At 62.2% G+C, this 16,617-nt stretch carries 9 protein-coding genes; 6 read left to right on the forward strand and 3 right to left on the reverse strand.

The window, feature by feature from the left end:
- The first annotated feature begins 214 nt into the window (after positions 1-214).
- Complete coding sequence (gene ycfP, locus AB5Z09_RS09790; RefSeq protein ID WP_005334000.1) at positions 215-754, forward strand: alpha/beta hydrolase YcfP; 540 nt, start codon at positions 215-217, stop codon at positions 752-754.
- A 74-nt stretch (positions 755-828) separates the two neighbouring features.
- Positions 829-2,121 (forward strand): NAD(P)/FAD-dependent oxidoreductase, encoded by a 1,293-nt coding sequence (locus AB5Z09_RS09795; RefSeq protein WP_005333998.1) that lies wholly within the window; start codon positions 829-831, stop codon positions 2,119-2,121.
- An 84-nt stretch (positions 2,122-2,205) separates the two neighbouring features.
- Here AB5Z09_RS09795 and AB5Z09_RS09800 read toward each other — a convergent pair whose 3' ends face one another.
- The 3 genes from AB5Z09_RS09800 to AB5Z09_RS09810 form a co-directional block, all read right to left on the reverse strand.
- Positions 2,206-2,847 (reverse strand): energy-coupling factor ABC transporter permease, encoded by a 642-nt coding sequence (locus AB5Z09_RS09800; protein ID WP_043819419.1) that lies wholly within the window; start codon positions 2,845-2,847, stop codon positions 2,206-2,208.
- A gap of 87 nt (positions 2,848-2,934) precedes the next feature.
- On the reverse strand, positions 2,935-3,732 hold the full coding sequence (pflA, locus tag AB5Z09_RS09805) for a pyruvate formate lyase 1-activating protein (protein ID WP_005333994.1): 798 nt from the start codon (positions 3,730-3,732) through the stop codon (positions 2,935-2,937).
- Between the two features lie 65 nt (positions 3,733-3,797).
- Positions 3,798-6,734: an EAL domain-containing protein gene (locus AB5Z09_RS09810; RefSeq protein ID WP_368195175.1), complete on the reverse strand. Its 2,937-nt coding sequence runs from the start codon at positions 6,732-6,734 to the stop codon at positions 3,798-3,800.
- 135 nt (positions 6,735-6,869) lie between these two features.
- Between AB5Z09_RS09810 and AB5Z09_RS09815 the strand changes: the two genes are divergently transcribed.
- The 4 genes from AB5Z09_RS09815 to pbpC form a co-directional block, all read left to right on the forward strand.
- Positions 6,870-8,558, forward strand: a complete 1,689-nt coding sequence (locus tag AB5Z09_RS09815; protein ID WP_005344666.1) for an FAD-dependent oxidoreductase — start codon at positions 6,870-6,872, stop codon at positions 8,556-8,558.
- A 215-nt stretch (positions 8,559-8,773) separates the two neighbouring features.
- Complete coding sequence (locus tag AB5Z09_RS09820) at positions 8,774-9,433, forward strand: DedA family protein (protein WP_005333990.1); 660 nt, start codon at positions 8,774-8,776, stop codon at positions 9,431-9,433.
- A 165-nt stretch (positions 9,434-9,598) separates the two neighbouring features.
- Positions 9,599-14,482 carry an alpha-2-macroglobulin gene (locus AB5Z09_RS09825; protein WP_368195176.1) on the forward strand — a complete coding sequence of 1,628 codons (4,884 nt, stop codon included), beginning with the start codon at positions 9,599-9,601 and terminating at the stop codon, positions 14,480-14,482.
- A partial coding sequence (gene pbpC, locus AB5Z09_RS09830) for a penicillin-binding protein 1C (RefSeq protein ID WP_368195177.1) occupies positions 14,448-16,617 on the forward strand: 2,170 nt, incomplete at its 3' end. The genes AB5Z09_RS09825 and pbpC, both read left to right, overlap by 35 nt.

The following is a 16,617-nucleotide window of genomic DNA, read 5'->3' on the forward strand; positions in this document are numbered from 1 at the left end:
TATCATTATTGGTCTGGCGATCTCACTTTGATAGCCGGGCACCATAACGTTGCTCGCAATGCGCCCGTCTTCATGTGACGGCGCTCGCGGGCTGCTGGGCGCAATCGGGGGCGGGGGCGTGATCCAAAGCAAGAAAGTTGGATGTTTTGGTGGCGCACGGGGCCGCCGCTGGGGTAGTTTCGATAAAACCGACACAGATCCTGAGGTCTTATCCATGATCATCTATCTGCATGGCTTTGATGCCACCAGCCCAGGCAATCACGAGAAAGTGCTGCAGTTGCAGTTTATTGATGATGATGTGCGTTTCGTGCACTACAGCACGGTTCACCCCCGTCATGATATGAGCCATCTGCTCAAGGAAGTGAAAAAACAGCTCGATATGAGTACCGATCCCAAACCGCTGATCTGCGGCGTGGGTCTTGGTGGCTACTGGAGCGAGCGGATCGGCTTTTTGTGCGGCATTCGCCAGGTGATCTTCAACCCCAACCTCCATCCGGAAGAGAACATGCAGGGCAAGATCGACCGGCCGGAAGAATATGACGATATCGGTACCAAGTGTGTAACTGAATTTCGTAAGAAAAATTCAGGAAACTGCCTGTGTATCCTTTCCGTTCAGGATGAAGTGCGCGATAATCGGGACACTGAACGTGAATTGAAGAACTATTACGACATCGTGTGGGATGAGCGCGAGACTCATAAGTTCAAAAATATCTCGCATCATCTGCAGCGGATGAAGGCCTTCAAAGAAGCCTGATCCATCACGTCGACCGATTTCGTTTTAGGGAGCCAATGGCTCCCTTTCGTTTTGAGGAACCAAGGAAAATCATCATGATGAATATTGTCGTTGTAGGCGGCGGCGCCGGTGGCCTGGAGCTGGCCACCAGTCTGGGTCGCAAGCTTGGCAAGAAGAACAAGGCCAAGATCACTCTGGTCGATCGCAACCGCACCCACCTGTGGAAACCCCTGCTGCACGAAGTGGCCACCGGCTCCATGGACGCGGGCATCGATGCTCTGAGCTACCAGTCTCACGCCAAGAACCACGGTTTCGACTTCCAGCTCGGCACCCTGACCGACATCAAGCGTGACGATAAACGCATCGTGCTGGCCCCGATCCACGACGACAATGGCGACATCGTGGTCAACGAGCGCGAGCTGCCCTACGACTATCTGGTGATGGCCATCGGTTCTGTCTCCAACGACTTCAACACCAAGGGCATCAAGGATAACTGTATTTTCCTCGATAGCCCCTCCCAGGCGCACCGTTTCCACAACAGCATGATGAACCGCTTCTTGCAGTTCGCCACCGAATATAAACCGGGCGACAAGGTGAAGATTGCCATCGTCGGCGGCGGCGCCACCGGCGTCGAGCTCTCTGCTGAGCTCTACAACGCGGTCGAGCAGCTCTATGCCTACGGTTTCAAGAACCTCACCACCGACAGCCTGAAGGTGACCCTGGTGGAAGCGGGCCCACGCATTCTACCGGCTCTGCCGGAGCGCATCAGCGGCGCCGCCCATCAGGAGCTGGTCAAGCTGGGTGTGGACGTGCGTACCGCCACCATGATCACCGAAGCGACCAGCGACGGTCTGCACACCAAGGATGGCGAGCTGATTGAAGCTGACCTGATGGTGTGGGCGGCCGGTATCAAGGCGCCTGACTTCATGAAGGATATCGCTGGTCTTGAGACCAACCGCATCAACCAGCTGGTGGTGAAAGAGACCCTGCAGACTACCCGTGATGAGAACATCTTCGTTATCGGTGACTGCGCCGCCTGCCCGCAGCCGGATGGCAAGTTTGTGCCGCCGCGCGCCCAGTCTGCCCACCAGATGGCCAGCCAGGCATTCAAGAACATTCTGGCCAAGATGAACGGCGGCGAGATGAAGCCCTACCTCTACCACGACCACGGTTCGCTGGTCTCCCTCAGCCGCTTCTCCACCGTGGGCAGCCTGATGGGCAACCTGATGCGCGGCTCCATGATGGTGGAAGGTTACATCGCCCGTCTGGTTTACATCTCTCTCTACCGGATGCATCAGATCGCCCTGCACGGCTACGTCAAGACCGGCCTCATCATGCTGGTGGGTCGTATCAACCGGGTACTGCGCCCGACCCTGAAGCTGCACTAAGCCGGGATTTGGCATAATTCGGAATACCAAAAGGAGAGGCGATGGCCTCTCCTTTTTTATGGGCGCAGATCAGGAAAGAGAGCGTTACTTGCCCAGATAGGTGCGGTCGAAAAAGGTATTGACCCAGTGGGGGCGGTAGATGGCCAGCACCGTCATCGCCATGCCGTTGAGCAGGGCTTCGGGGAATAGCAGCAGTGGCCAGATGGAGAGGTAATCCGCCGTGATGGTGTGCCAGGGGTAGCTGTGACTCAGCCCCATCAGCAACGCGCTGGCGGCCACCTTGACCGAGATGGTGATGGCGCCGCCGAGAAAGGCGGCCACGAAGATATAGACAAAGAGGTGGCGCGGCAGCCAGGCCCAGCTGGCCAGAAACAGCAGCCAGCTGGTGGCTACCGGCAGGGCGATGCCCACCAGCGCTTGCCAGCCAAAATCGGCCAGATTGGTGACACCAAAGTAACCGAGCACCAGCAGGGTCAGGCAAGGGGCGAGCAGTGCCAGCCGCCAGCCAAGCAGCAGGGTGAGGGAGGTGAGCCCGAGAAAATGGACCTCCAGCCCCTCATGCAGACCGGCCCTTAGATACCAGAGCGGCACCAGCGCGATGGCACTCCCCAGCAGCAGGTGCTGATAGAGGGGGTTGTCATGGAGGGTTTGCCACAGAGAGCGGCGCAGGCTGAAGGCCAGCAGTACCAGCCAGATCAGGAGGGCGGCGAGTTGTCCTTCACTCATCTTGTCGTCCATTCATGCAGTAGAGTCCGGGCGGCCTTCCCGACCGCCCATAGCAGAGCAGGCTGACGAGTCAGCCTGCTTTTACCATCAATATTTGACGTTGTTGTGGTACTTGCCGAGGATGCCCTTGACCCGTTCCATGGTCTCCTTGCTGGGGGGCTTGATCCCGCTCAGCTCGTACGGATCGCCCAGCACGTCCCACTTGTGTTTGCCGAGCTCATGGTAGGGGAGCAGCTCCACCTTCTCCACGCTCTCGCCCAGCTCGGCGATAAACTGGCCCAGCCCTTCGGCGCTCTCGTCGTCGTCGCTCCAGGTCGGCACCACCACGTAGCGGATCCACATGGTCTTGCCTTTGGCTGCCAGATAGCGGGCAAACTCCAGGGTGTATCTGTTGCTGACGTGGGTCAGTGGAATGTGTTTCTCGTCATTGATCTGTTTGATGTCGAGCAGCACCAGATCGGTCTGGTCGAGCAGCTTGTCCACCTGTTCGTCGAGATGACGGACGAAGCCGTTGGTGTCGAGACAGGTGTGGATCCCTTTCTCTTTGCAGGCGGTAAAGAGTTCGGTAATGAAAGCCGGTTGCAACATGGCTTCACCGCCGGACGCTGTCACACCACCGCCGGAGGCATTCATGAAGTGGCGATAGCTGGTGATGTCACTCATCAACTCCGGTACGGTCACTTCGCGGCCACCTTCGGTATCCCAGGTATCGCGGTTGTGGCAGTACTTGCAGCGCATCAGGCAGCCTTGCATGAATACGATAAAGCGTATTCCCGGGCCATCGACAGTGCCGCAGGTTTCGACGGAATGGATCCGGCCAACGGTGCCGTGAGCTCCGGCTGGCTGGCTGATTTCAACGGCAGGGATCCGATTAATGACAGACATAAACAACTCCAACGATTCGAGCAGGCCGTTATTTTATTACATAAACCCCTATTGATCCTACACCTTTAGTCCGGCGCCTGGCTGCCAAGCAGCTGCTCCAGCCCCTTGACGGTGAGCGGCCGACTGGTGAGAAACCCTTGATAATGCTGGCATCCCAGCACTTTGAGGATGGCCAGCTGCGCTTCCTCTTCCACCCCTTCGGCGGTGACGGTAAAACGGAAGACCTGGGCCAGATCGAGTATTGCCTTGACGATGGCTCTGTCCTGTTCGCTGTGTACCAGGGTCTGAATGAAGCTTCTGTCCAGCTTCACCTCATCGGCGGGCAGATCCCGCAGATAGGCCAGCGACGAGTAGCCGGTACCGAAGTCATCGATGGAGATGAGGATGCCGAGCTCCTTGAGTTGGCGCATTCTGGCAATACTCTCCTGCCTATTCTCCAATACTACAGATTCGGTCACCTCCAGCAGCAGGCGGGAGGGGGGCACACCGGTATCGCGCAAGATGTACTCCACCTGTTGTACGAAGCCCTGGGTGTGGAACTGGCGGGCACTGACGTTGACCGACAGATGGGGGATCTGCAGGCCACGGTTGAGCCAGAAGCTGTATTGGGCGCAGGCGGTCTTCATCACCCAGTAGCCGATCTCGAGGATCAGGCTGGTCTCTTCGGCGATGGGGATAAACTCCCCGGGTGGCACCATGGTGCCGTCGCTGCGCTGCCAGCGCAGCAGCGCCTCGATACCCGACAGCGAGCCATTGTCGACCCGGTATTGCGGTTGATAGTGGAGCTGCAGCTCGTGGTGACGCAGGGCATCGCGCAGCTCATTGGTGAGGGTCAGCCGGTTCTTCTCGTGCTGGGCCATCGCCTCGGTAAAGAAGACGTAGTGGCCCTGACCGGCGCGCTTGGCCATGTGGGTCGCGGTGTCGGCCTGTTGCATCAGGACCAGATGATCCGTCTCGTTGCCGGAGAAGAGGCTGATCCCCACCGAGGCGCTGCAGTGCAGTTTGTGATCACCGATGTCGAACGGGGTGCGAAACAGCCCCATCAGCTCGCGGGCGAAGTGCTCTGCCAGAATTTTGGCGGTGACTTCCCCTTGTCCCAGCTGGGTAAAGAGCAGGGCAAACTCATCCCCCGAGATGCGCGCCTGCACCAGATTGTCCTGGGGCAGCTCCCTGAAACGTTGCACCACGGCCTGCAGCAGCAGATCGCCGCAGGCGTGACCGAGGGAGTCGTTGATCGACTTGAAGTTGTCGAGATCCACCAGCAACAGGGCGCCCCACTGGCCGTTGGAGGCGCTCAGGGTCTGCTGCAAAATATGGTTGAGGCTGCGGCGGTTGTGCAGACCGCAGAGATCGTCGTAGTAGGCGAGCTGCTCGATATGTCTGGCCGCCTCTTTTTCCTGGGTGATGTCGTAGAAGCTGCAGATAAAGTGGCTGAGCTCCCCCTGCTCATCCTTGACGCCGTTCACCATCAAGCGCACCGGAAAGAGGTGCCCATCCTTGTGCAGACAGCGCTCTTCCCCGAGCCAGAACTCCTGCTCGTTGACGGTGCGGCTGACATCTTCCTTGAGATGATCCCCGTAGTAGGTGGGACGCAGCTTGCGAATGGAGTGACCGATCACCTCTACCTCGCCAAATCCGGTGATCCGGCTGAAGGAGTGGTTGACCTTGAGGATGATGCCGTTGTGATCCATCACAATCAGCCCATCGTGGGTATTGAAGGCCACCTCGGCCAGCCGCAGGGCATCGTCGGTGGCGAGGCGCTTGAGCTCGATGGCGGCCCGCTCGTGCTGGCTGCTCAATAGATCCAGCAGCTGTTCGGGCTCCTCAAGGGGGGTATCGAGCAGCAGGGTGATCTGGCCAATGGGGGCGCCGCTCTGGCCATGGAGCGGAATGCCGATGTAGGCGCTGGCATTGAGGGCAAGCAGCCGGGTCGCCTTGGGATAGCGTACGGGCAGATCTTCCACATAGATGGCCTGACCGTGCTGGAACAGCTCCTGAGCGGGGCCGGGGTCGAGCTGGATGGGCTTGAGGGTGGAGCAGATCTCCTCGTTGATGACGCAGCGGGGGATGATCCAGAGATCCTGACCGCGGGGCTGGAACTCGCCGATCCAGCCCACCCGGGCACCGCTGGCGCTCATGGCCCAGCTTACCAGCGTCTTGCAGTAGTCGATGCCGGTCTGCTGGTGCAGTTCGGGCGGGAGGGCCAGCTCGGAGCGGTGCTCTTCCGGTTGCGGTTGCCAGTGGCCGAGCAGCTGGGCGCTGCTGCGCACCAGTTGCAACATCTCCTCGCTAAGCGGGGTGGGATCGAGATACTCCAGACTCAGCACCCCGAACAGCTTGTCCTGCTCCAGCAGGGCACCATCGAGGCGTGAGCGCACACCGGCACTGGTCAGATAGAGGTGATTGCTCAGCATCGGCTGGTGGGCGGCCTCCGAGAAACTCAACGCTTTGCGGGTACGCAGGGCGCGGATATAGCGGCTGTCACCACGAATGGGGTAGAGCGCCTCGACCCCCAGGGTGAACACAGGGGTGAGTTGTTCGCTGCCGAGATCGCCGTTGGCCTGATAGTGCCAGAGGATGAGCCGGTCGGCCCCCAAACTCTCTTTAAGGGCCTCGAGCAGGGGCGCATACTGTTGCTGGCTCGCCATCTGGCTGAGGCGCGGCAGTTGCAATGCCAGATCGGCGATGGGCTCCTGGCGAAGGTTCTGCAGACAGATGAGCCAGAAGCCATCCTGCTCGTGGGCGAGGGCGATGTGCCAGAGCTGGCTGGCAAAGCGCACGGTGATCTTGCCGCCATGGCCGTTGGCCAACAGTTGTTCGATGGGCAGGCGCAGGGCATCGGGCAGCTGGGCAGGCCAGGGGGCGCGCGGCTCATCGAGCCAGTAGAGCGGGGTTTGCATCACGTCGGTCAGGGCGACCAGCCGTTGACTGCGCAGATCCAGACGGAAAAAGAGCGGCGTCTGGAGGGCAGGAGGAAGATGACTGAGTGCGGTAGACGACATGAACAAACAACATCCTGTTAAGCAACCGTCGGGGTTGCAAGAATACTGCAAAATGGTGTGAAACAAAATTTCATTGAATTCTAAATTAGAAAAGTCTAATTTATTGCCCATTATCATGTATGAGGAGTCTTGCAGATGAAACGGATCCTGATTATCGGTGGTGTCGCGGGGGGCGCATCGGCGGCGGCTCGCGCTCGTCGTTTGAGTGAAGAGGCAGAGATCGTGATGTTCGAGCGGGGCGAGTTTGTCAGCTTCGCCAACTGCGGTCTGCCCTATCACATCGGGGGCGATATCCCCGACCGGGATGCCTTGCTGCTGCAGACTCCCCAGAGTTTCAAGCGCCGTTTCAACGTCGATGTGCGGGTCTTCCACGATGTGATTGAGATCGACAAGGCGGGCAAGACCTTGCTGGTGCGCAACCTGCAAACCGGTGAAGAGCAGCGCGAGCATTACGATGTGCTGCTGCTGAGCCCGGGGGCGGCGCCGATCCGTCCTCCTTTCCCCGGTATCGACAGCCCCCATGTCTATACCCTGCGCAATATCCCGGACATGGATCGCATTCTGGCGGCCCTGCACCACGATCAGCCGCGCCACGTCACTGTGGTGGGCGGCGGCTTTATCGGGCTGGAGATGATGGAGGCGCTGCATCAGCGCAAGCTGGATGTCACCCTGCTGGAGCTGGCCGATCAGGTGATGGCTCCGGTGGACAAGGAGATGGCCAACATGCTCCATGCCCGCATCCGGGAAGAGGGGATCGACCTGCGCCTGCGCACCGGCCTCACCGCCATCGAAAGTCTGGATCTGCCTGCCGAGAAGACCTCCGCCGTGCCGACCGCCAAAAGCGGTGGCCTGCGCCTGACCCTCAATGACGGTTCCCATCTTGATACCGGTCTCTTGATCCTCGCTATCGGCGTCAAGCCGGAAACCCTGCTCGCCGCCAAGGCGGGGCTGGAGCTGGGCCCACGGGGCGGCATCAAGGTGGATGCCGGGATGCGTACCTCGGATCCCTTCATCTACGCGGTGGGGGATGCGGTGGAAGAGATAGACTTCGTCACTGGCGAATCTGTGCTGATCCCGCTGGCGGGCCCGGCCAACCGGCAGGGGCGCATCGCCGCCGACAATATGCTGGGCCGAAGCGAAACCTACAAGAAGACCCAAGGGACCGCCATCTGCAAGCTGTTCGATCTGGCGGTGGCCAGCACTGGCCTCAACGAGAAGCGACTGGTGCAACTGGGATTGCCGTTCGAGAAGGTTTATGTCCACCCGGGCAGCCACGCCGGTTACTACCCGGGTGCCCATCCGGTCAGCCTCAAGCTGCTGTTTGCCCCGGATGGCAAGATTTACGGTGCCCAGGCCATCGGCAAGGATGGCATCGACAAGCGCATCGACGTGCTGGCAGTGGCCCAACGCGCCGGTCTCACCGTGTTTGACCTGCAGGATCTGGAGCTCACCTATGCGCCGCCGTTCGGGTCGGCCAAGGATGTGATCAACATGGCGGGCTTTGTGGCAAGCAACCACCTGAAGGGGGACACCCTGCTCTGCCACGTGGCCGAGGTGCAGGCTCGTAACCCCCATCAGCTGGTGGTGGATGTGCGCAATGGCCCGGAGCTCGACAAGCTGGGCCGCATTCCGGGGGCGCTGCATATCCCCCTCGACGAGTTGCGTGGCCGCCTCCATGAGCTGCCCAAAGAGAAAGAGCTGCTGATCAGCTGTCAGGTCGGGCTGCGCGGCCATGTCGCCTGCCGCTTGCTGAGTCAGCACGGCTTTAAAGTGAAGAATCTCTCCGGCGGCTTCAAAACCTGGCAGATGGCTACCGCCGAGTAACCGTTTTATTTCTGTGCCTGTTTGCCCCTCTCCCTTGTGCGTGCAAGATGAGGGGCTTTTTGTTTCTGCTTTTCGCCCTCCTTGCATCTCCCTCGTTGCTGCAATATTTCGACACACTTTATTTCCTGTGCCGGACAAAATTAACGTTTTGTTCAGGGGATGGGTGCTATAACCCCTGCCTCGTTCATGATGAACCGTGTAGTAGGGAGAGTGACATGCTGGATATGCTGATGGCCATTTGGCATCAGGATTTTGACGCCCTGGTTCAGATGCAGGCGGTACCCCTGCTGATCAGTTGCCTGATGCTGGTACTGCTGCTGGAGTCCGCATTCGTCTTCCTGCCCCTGCCGGGGGACAGCCTGGTACTGCTGGCCGGTGGGTTGGTTGGCATGGGTGTGTTTGGCCCTGAAGTAACACTTATTTATCTGCCGTTGGCTGCTGGCATAGGTTCTGTGCTCGCCTACTGGCAGGGACGGGCCCTGCAGCGCACCCGCTTTATGGATCATATCGAACGGATGTTGCCTCCCGACAGCCTGCCCAAGGCGACCCGGCTGCTGAAAAAGTACGGTTTTCTGGCGATGTTCTCCTCCCGTTTTATCCCGTTCGTGCGGGTGCTGACTCCCATGCTGATGGGGATTGGCCGCCTGAGCGTGCTGCGGATGTGCGTGGCCAGCTTTGCCAGTGCCTTTATGTGGGCGCTCTGCCTCAGTTTGGTGGGCAAGCTGGCGATGAATACCCCCTTCTTCCTCCACCACAGCGAACTGTTGACCCGGGCCCTGCTGATTACCTCGCTGGTGCTGTTTCTGGCGGCCGTCATGGCCATCCTGTTTCGCTGGTTCAAAGGCGGAGCAAAAAACGAGACCAGCCACGACTAGATGACAACCCTTGCCGCACTGGATCAGTGGGCAAGGGGGTTCTCGTGCTGCAGGGGCGCGGAATTGTGCCCATTCGGGTAATGAGCTTTGTGTCGGGTGAGCAGGATGCCTTATCCTGTTTCCAGCCACGCTGCGTTTGCAGCGCTCCAACTCGGGATGGAACCTATGCGCCTCTTCGACTCTCCCTCTGCTTCTCACCGCTCTACCGCCGGAACCGGCACTCTGCGCCGCCGCTGCTCGGCCCTACTGCTTTGCGGAGTGGTCGGTTTGCTGTCTGGTTGCGGCCCTGACAAGCCCGCCAGCCAAATATCGACCACAGAATCCACAGCCCAGCAGGAGGCCGGGGCGCCAACTTCTGTAGTGCAGGCCAATGCCCGCCAATATCGCGATGCCCCGGCGCTGGCGCTGGTCTTCTCCGGCCCCCTGTCGCCCAAGGCCAATTGGCAGAGCTGGCTCGGGGTCAGTGAGGGGGGCAAGCAGGTGCAGGGGGAGTGGATCCTCGCCGACGATGGTCGCACCCTCTATTTTCCGAACGTTCAGCCCGATAAAAGCTATGAAGTGAGCCTCAAGGCGGGGCTGGGCCCATCCCCCCAGAGCTGGACCCTCAAGACCCGGCCGCTGGAGGCGGGAGCCTCCTTTACCGCCAGTGGCATGGTATTGCCGCTGCGTCAGGAACTTCGCCTGCCCATCAGCGCGGTCAATGTGGATGAGGTCAATATCGATTTCTTTCGGGTCGATGCCGAATACCTGCCCCGTTTCCTGGCCGAGTATCGCCCCGGTGCCGGCATGGGCAACTGGGAGCTTGAGCAGATCACCCAGCGGGCCAAGCGGGTGTTCAGCGGCCGCTATGCGCTGGAGCTCGATGCCAACCGGCGCGAGACCCGCCTTATCAATGTGAAGGAGCCGCAGCTGGCGGAGGCTGGCGTCTACTTTGCGGTGATGTCGCCCCTTGGCAACTACGACTGGCGCAAGGAGACCACCTATTTCGCGGTGAGCGACATGGGGCTCAGTGCCCGCCGTTACCGCGATCAGCTGGAGGTGTTCGTGAGCTCCCTGGCCAGCGCCGACCCGCTCAAGGATGTGCAGCTCTCCCTGCTCGACGAGAAGGGCAACCGGCTGCAGGTGCAAACCACTGATCCGCAGGGCCATCGTCGCTTCGATCAGGTGCAGGGGGCTCGCTTGCTGCTGGCTGAACAGGGCAACCATCTGGCGGTGCTGCGTCTCGATGGGGCTGCGCTCGACCTCTCCACCTTCGATCTCGGCACCCAGCCCTGGCAGGCCCAGCAGCTCTATCTGTTCAGCGGGCGCGATCTCTATCGTCCCGGCGAGCGGCTCGACAGCGAGATCCTGCTCAAGGGCCAAGATGGCCAGCTGTTGCCCGGTATGGCAGTGGAGCTGGAGGTGAAACAGCCGGATGGTCAGCTGCTCGAACAAAAGCGGCTGCTACCGGACAATCTTGGCGCGGCCCACTACGGTCTGCGCCTGCCGGACGATGCGCCGCTCGGGCGCTGGACCATTAACCTCAAGACCGCCGCTGGTAGTCGTTTCGAGTGGCCCTTTTTGGTGGAGGAGTTTTTGCCGGAGCGGCTCAAACTGCAGCTTGGCAAGGGGCCGGATGGTGAAGTGACGAGTCTGGACGCCGCCCTCAGCCTGCCACTGCAAGGGGACTATCTCTACGGCGCGCCGGCCAGTGCCACCAAGGCGAAGGCGGAGGTGAAGATCAGCCGCGCCACCATGCCCTTTACCCAGTGGCAGGAGTTCACGCTGGGTGATGTGCTGCTCGCCGAGCAGGCCAAGGATCTCGAGCCGCTGAATCTCACCCTCAATGCGCAGGGGCAGGGGACTTTTTCGTTAGCTGATGAGCTCGATGGGGTGCGCGCCCTCGGGCCGCTGGAGGTGGCCTATCGGGTATCGCTCGCCGAGCCCGGTGGCCGCGCTGTCAATCGCAGCCGCACCCAGTATGGCTGGCCTGCAGGCAGCCAGTGGCCGGCACTCAAGGCCGATTTCGTGGCCGATCGGGTAGAGGGGGGCAAGCCGCTCCCCTTCCAGATCCTCAACCTCGATGACAAGGGCCAACCGGTGGCGGGGGCGGTGAAAGTGCGCCTTATCAACGAGTACCGCGACTACTACTGGCACTACGCCGATGGTGAGGGGTGGAAGTACGAATTCAACAGCCAGCCTTATCTGGAGCAGGAGCAGACCCTGCAGCTGGATGGCAAGGGGCCGACCCCGCTCACGCTGCAACTGGCGGCGGGCTGGTATCGGTTGGAAGTGGAGAACAGTCAGGGCCATCAATCGAGCCTGCGGGTGGAGATCGGCAGTTACGCCTGGGGCGGAGGTGGCGAGCAGGCAAGGCCCGACAAGATTGCCATCACCCTCGACAAGCGCGCCTATCAGGCGGGCGACAAGGCCAAAGTGACGCTGGTGGCGCCGCGCCCCGGCAAGGGCTTGCTGCTGGTGGAAGATGGCGACGGCCTGCGCTGGTGGCAGCGTATCGAGCTCAAGGGCGCCGGTGGCGATGCCAAGGATGCCCGCGGCGAGTTCGATATCCCGGTCAGTCCCGAGTGGCAGCGCCATGACTTGCATATCTCGGCCCAGATCGCCGCGCCAGACAGCGCCTCCAAACCGGCTGGCAAGCAGCAGGGGCAGAGCCTGCGCTCGGTCGGGCTGGTGCCGCTCACCCTGGATCGGGAAGCGCGCCGTCTGCCGCTCACCCTGAGCGCGCCTGATAAAGCCGTGCCGCTTACCCGGCTGGAAGTGACCGCAACCTCCACCCCCAATAGCCAAGGCCGTGTGGTGCTGGCGGCGGTGGATCGGGGCGTGCTCAATATCAGCGATTATCAACCCCTCGACCCGTTCGAGATCTTCTTTGGCCGCAAGCGCTTCGCCCAAGATTTGTTCGACAACTACGGCCAGGTGATCCCGCCGCAAGATGGCAAGCTGGCCCGCCTCAACTATGGGGGCGATCGGGCGCCGCTGAAAAAGGGCGGCGCGCTGGAGAGCCGGGTCGAGATAGCCGCACTTTGGAGCGGCGAGGTGAGTTTTGACCAGCAGGGCAAGGCGGTGATCCCGCTCGATCTGCCCAACTTCAACGGCGAGTTGGCGCTGATGGCGCTGGCCTGGAACGAACAGCAAGTCGGGGAGGCCGAGCGCGCCGTCAAGGTAGTAGCGCCCTTGGTGGCCGAAATTGGCTGGCCGCGCTTTGGCGCCAGAGGGGATGAGACCCGGGCACTGGTGCAGCTGCGCAACATGAGTGGCGAGGATCAGACCCTCTCCCTTGCCTGGACCCTCAATGGCGGGCTCAAGGCAAACGGTGAGTTGCCCGGCAAGCTGTCTCTTAAAAATGGCGAAGAGCAGTGGTTGACCCTGCCGCTCACCGTGACCGGGGCGAGCGGCGTGGCAAGCCTGCAGTTGGCGGCCAGCGGCAAGGATTTTGCCATCAGCCGCGACTGGACTCTTCCGCTGCGCTCCCCCTGGCCTGCCGAGACTCGCCAGCGCTACCAGATGCTGGCCCCCGGCCAGCAGATGAGCTTTGCGCCAGCTGAGCTGGCTGGGCTGGATCGTGCCAACCTGCAGGGGCTGCTCAGCCTCTCCGGCACTCCGCCCTGGGATCCGGCAGCCCAGTGGCAGGCGCTGGCCGATTACCCCTATGCCTGTCTGGAGCAGACCTTGTCCCGTGCCTGGCCTTACTTGCTGACCACGGCCGATGAGCGGGCCGCCTGGAGCAAACCCGCAGAGGGCAAGAAAGCGGCGAGCGAGGCGGACGTGCAACGTGCCCTGTTGCAGCGGCTGCAGCGGTTGCAACTGCCCAGCGGCGGTTTTGGTCTCTGGGATGGTCGCTCCGACGAGGAGCAGTGGCTCACCGCCTATGCCGCCGACTACCTGCTGGCGCGCAAGGAGGCGGGCGACGCAGTGCCGGAGGCAATGCTCAATCAGGCGCTGAACCGGCTGCAAAGCTATCTCACCGACAGTCAGTACGGTGAGCGCTGGAGCAGTGCCCCCGAGCACAGCCGGCTGGCCTATCAGGCCTACAGCGCCTATGTGCTGGCCCGGGTGGGCAAGGCGCCGCTCGCTACCCTGCGCCTTATCTGGGAGCAGCAAGCTGATCACGCCCGCTCAGGTTTGCCGCAGCTCCACCTCTCGCTGGCCCTCTCGGCCATGGGGGATGAGCAGAACGCCGCCAAGGCCCTCAGCCGGGCATTGGCGACCGAGCGCGGTGATGACTATCTGGGTGATTACGGCTCACAGTTGCGCGATGAAGCTCTTGAGCTCTCCTTGCTGCGCCAGCACAAGCTGGCTGCGGAGCGCTGGCCTGATCTCAGCGCCAAGGTGGCCGATACCCTGGCTCACCGTCAGTGGCTCAGCACCCAAGAGCGACTCGCTCTGTTGCGACTGGCCCGTTTCGATCCTGCCGTCGACTGGCAGGCCAAGGTAACTTCCTCTCTTGGCAGTGGATCCCTGAGCGGTTCGGCTCCGCTGCAGCAGGGCGCCCCCGAGGCACTGGCCGCGAGCACCGTCACCAACGAGGGCAAGGGCTCCCTCTATGTGCAGCGCACTCTGGTCGGTTACCCCGAACAGGCACCGGCACGGATCAGCAAGGGGATGAGCGTGACCCGCAGCTGGTTCAACAGCGACGGTCAGCGTTTTGATCCCGCCAAGGTGAAGGTCGGCGATCTGGTGGTGGTGCGGCTCAACGTCAGCAGTGAATCGGCGGTGCCCGATGCCCTGCTGGTGGAGATGGTGCCCGCCGGCTTCGAGCTGGAGAACCCGGCCCTTGGCAACAGCATAAAGCTGGAAGAGCTCTCCATAGAGGGGAAACCGGCGTGGCAGAGCGAGTGGAACGACTACCTCAAGCATCAGGAGTTTCGCGATGACCGCTACACGGCGGCGCTGGATCTGAGCGAGGGGAGCAACCAGCAGCTGGTCTACCTGATGCGGGCGGTGACGCCGGGTCGCTATCAGGTGCCACCGACCCAGGTTGAGGATATGTACCGGCCTGAACTGCGGGCTGTGGGTGAGGACATCCACGAGGTGCGTATCTCTGAGTAACAAACCCTCCCTTGAGCGGGTTCGCCCGCTCACTTTTTGGCAGCGTGGTTGGCTGAGCCTGGGTCGCAGTGGCCGCGCAGGCTGGCGCTGGCTTGGCGGTCTGCCGCGCTGGCTGCGCTTTTCGGTGCTGGGAGTTGTCGCACTGCTCCTGTCATTGCTGGCGCTGGATCGCATTTTCCCGCCGCCGCCACTCGACCCCGCCTATGCGCGGGTGGTGCTCGACATGAAAGGGCGACCGCTGCGCGCCTTTGCCGATACCAGCGGCGTGTGGCGCTACCCCGTGACCCTGGAGCAGGTTTCCCCCCGCTATATCGAGGCGTTGCTGGGTTACGAGGATCGCTACTTCTGGCGTCATCCCGGGGTTAATCCGGTGGCCATGGTGCGCGGGGTCTGGCAGTGGTTGCGCTATGGGCGGGCTGTGTCGGGCGGCTCGACCCTCACCATGCAGGTGGCCCGCCTTATCGAGCCCTACCACCGGAGCGTGCCCGGCAAGCTGCGTCAGATGGCCCGTGCGCTGCAACTGGAGTGGCACTACGACAAGCGCACCTTGCTCACCGTCTACCTCAACCGGGCGCCGTTTGGCGGCAACCTGGAGGGGGTGCAGGCGGCAAGTTTTGCCTATCTCGGCAAGAGCGCCGCCAAGCTGACCTATGCCGAGGCGGCGCTGTTGGCGGTGCTGCCGCAGGCTCCCAGCCGCAACCGGCCGGACCGGCATCCCGAGCGGGCCCGCGCCGCCCGCGACAAGGTGATGCAGCGACTGGTGGCACAGGGAGTTTGGCCCGAGCAGGCGTGGCAGGAGGGACGCATCGAGCCTGTGCTGGCTCGCGGCCATTTCACCCCGATGGAGGCGCCGCTCTTTGCCCGTCTCGCCGCCGACAGCCAGCCGGGCGCCCTGGTGCACACCACCATAGACGGCGATCTGCAGCGCTGGCTGGAGACGCGGGTGGCGAGTTATATCCGCCGTTTCCCCGAGCAGACCTCTGCTGCGCTGCTGTTGGTGGACAATAAAACCATGGCGGTGCGCGCCTATGTGGGCAGCGCCGAGTATGGCAATTTGCGCCGCCACGGTTACCTCGACATGGTGCAGGCGATCCGCTCTCCCGGCTCCACCCTCAAGCCCTTCATCTACGGTCTGGCCATGGATGAAGGGTTGGTGCACTCGGCCTCCCTGCTCTCCGATGCGCCGAGACTGGGGTCTGATTATCGCCCCGCCAACTTTTCCGGTGCCTTTCAGGGGCCGGTGACCCTTGCCCAGGCGCTGCAGCAATCCCTCAATGTACCGGCGGTGCAGGTGCTGGAGGCGCTCGGGCCCGACAAGCTGGTCAGCCGCCTCGACAACGCCGGAGTGCGGCTGGCGCTCTCCGACAAACCCAATCCGGCTATCGCGCTGGGGGCTGCGGGGATCCGGCTTGAGCAGTTGGTGGCGCTCTACAGTGCGCTGACCCGGCAGGGGCAGGTGGCGATGCCGGTCTGGCTGGCGGGGCAGCAGGCGGTGTCGCGCCCCTTGCTGAGTCCGGGAGCAGCCTGGGTCATCTGGCAGATCCTGAGCGCGCAGGGGCGGGCGGATCAGCCTTTTGCCAGCGAGGCGACCGGCCGGGTCAATCGACTGGCCTGGAAGACCGGCACCAGCTATGGCTATCGCGACAGCTGGGCGATGGGGGTCTCCGGTCGCTGGACCATCGGCGTCTGGCTGGGGCGCCCCGACGGCACCCCTTTGCCCGGTTTTTACGGCCAGAGCGCAGCGGTGCCGCTGCTGCTTTCGGTCTACTCGCGATTGGCCGACAACAGCCCCCTGCCGGCACAGCCCAACACGGTGAGCGAAGCCGAGATCTGCTGGCCGCTGGGGCGCAAGGCGAGCGCGACCCTGTCTGAGGTTTGTTTGCAGCGCCAGAGCGCCTGGTTGCTGGAAGGGCGCGATCCTCCCACCTTGCCGGATCCCATGGACTGGCCCTCGCCGCTGCGCCAAGTGGCGCTGACCGCCGAGGGCAAGCCGACCCTGGCCCGCTGCCAGGATGCGGCGCAATCCGGTTTTCGGGCGCTCTGGCCGTTGTCGCTGGAGCCTTGGCGGTCACCTGGTGAGCGACGGCAGGCGCTGCTCGCCAGCGGCTGCGCGGGGGAAGGGCAGAGCGCCGAGC

It is taken from the genome of Aeromonas sp. R2-2 (assembly GCF_040908355.1).
Lineage (GTDB): Bacteria > Pseudomonadota > Gammaproteobacteria > Enterobacterales > Aeromonadaceae > Aeromonas > Aeromonas veronii.

Bases quoted from the DNA above. Each gene is read 5' to 3' on its own strand.
- ycfP (WP_005334000.1), top strand. From the start codon at position 215: ATGATCATCTATCTGCATGGCTTTGATGCCACCAGCCCAGGCAATCAC.
- AB5Z09_RS09795 (WP_005333998.1), top strand. From the start codon at position 829: ATGATGAATATTGTCGTTGTAGGCGGCGGCGCCGGTGGCCTGGAGCTG.
- AB5Z09_RS09800 (WP_043819419.1), bottom strand. From the start codon at position 2,847: ATGAGTGAAGGACAACTCGCCGCCCTCCTGATCTGGCTGGTACTGCTG.
- pflA (WP_005333994.1), bottom strand. From the start codon at position 3,732: ATGTCTGTCATTAATCGGATCCCTGCCGTTGAAATCAGCCAGCCAGCC.
- AB5Z09_RS09810 (WP_368195175.1), bottom strand. From the start codon at position 6,734: ATGTCGTCTACCGCACTCAGTCATCTTCCTCCTGCCCTCCAGACGCCG.
- AB5Z09_RS09815 (WP_005344666.1), top strand. From the start codon at position 6,870: ATGAAACGGATCCTGATTATCGGTGGTGTCGCGGGGGGCGCATCGGCG.
- AB5Z09_RS09820 (WP_005333990.1), top strand. From the start codon at position 8,774: ATGCTGGATATGCTGATGGCCATTTGGCATCAGGATTTTGACGCCCTG.
- AB5Z09_RS09825 (WP_368195176.1), top strand. From the start codon at position 9,599: ATGCGCCTCTTCGACTCTCCCTCTGCTTCTCACCGCTCTACCGCCGGA.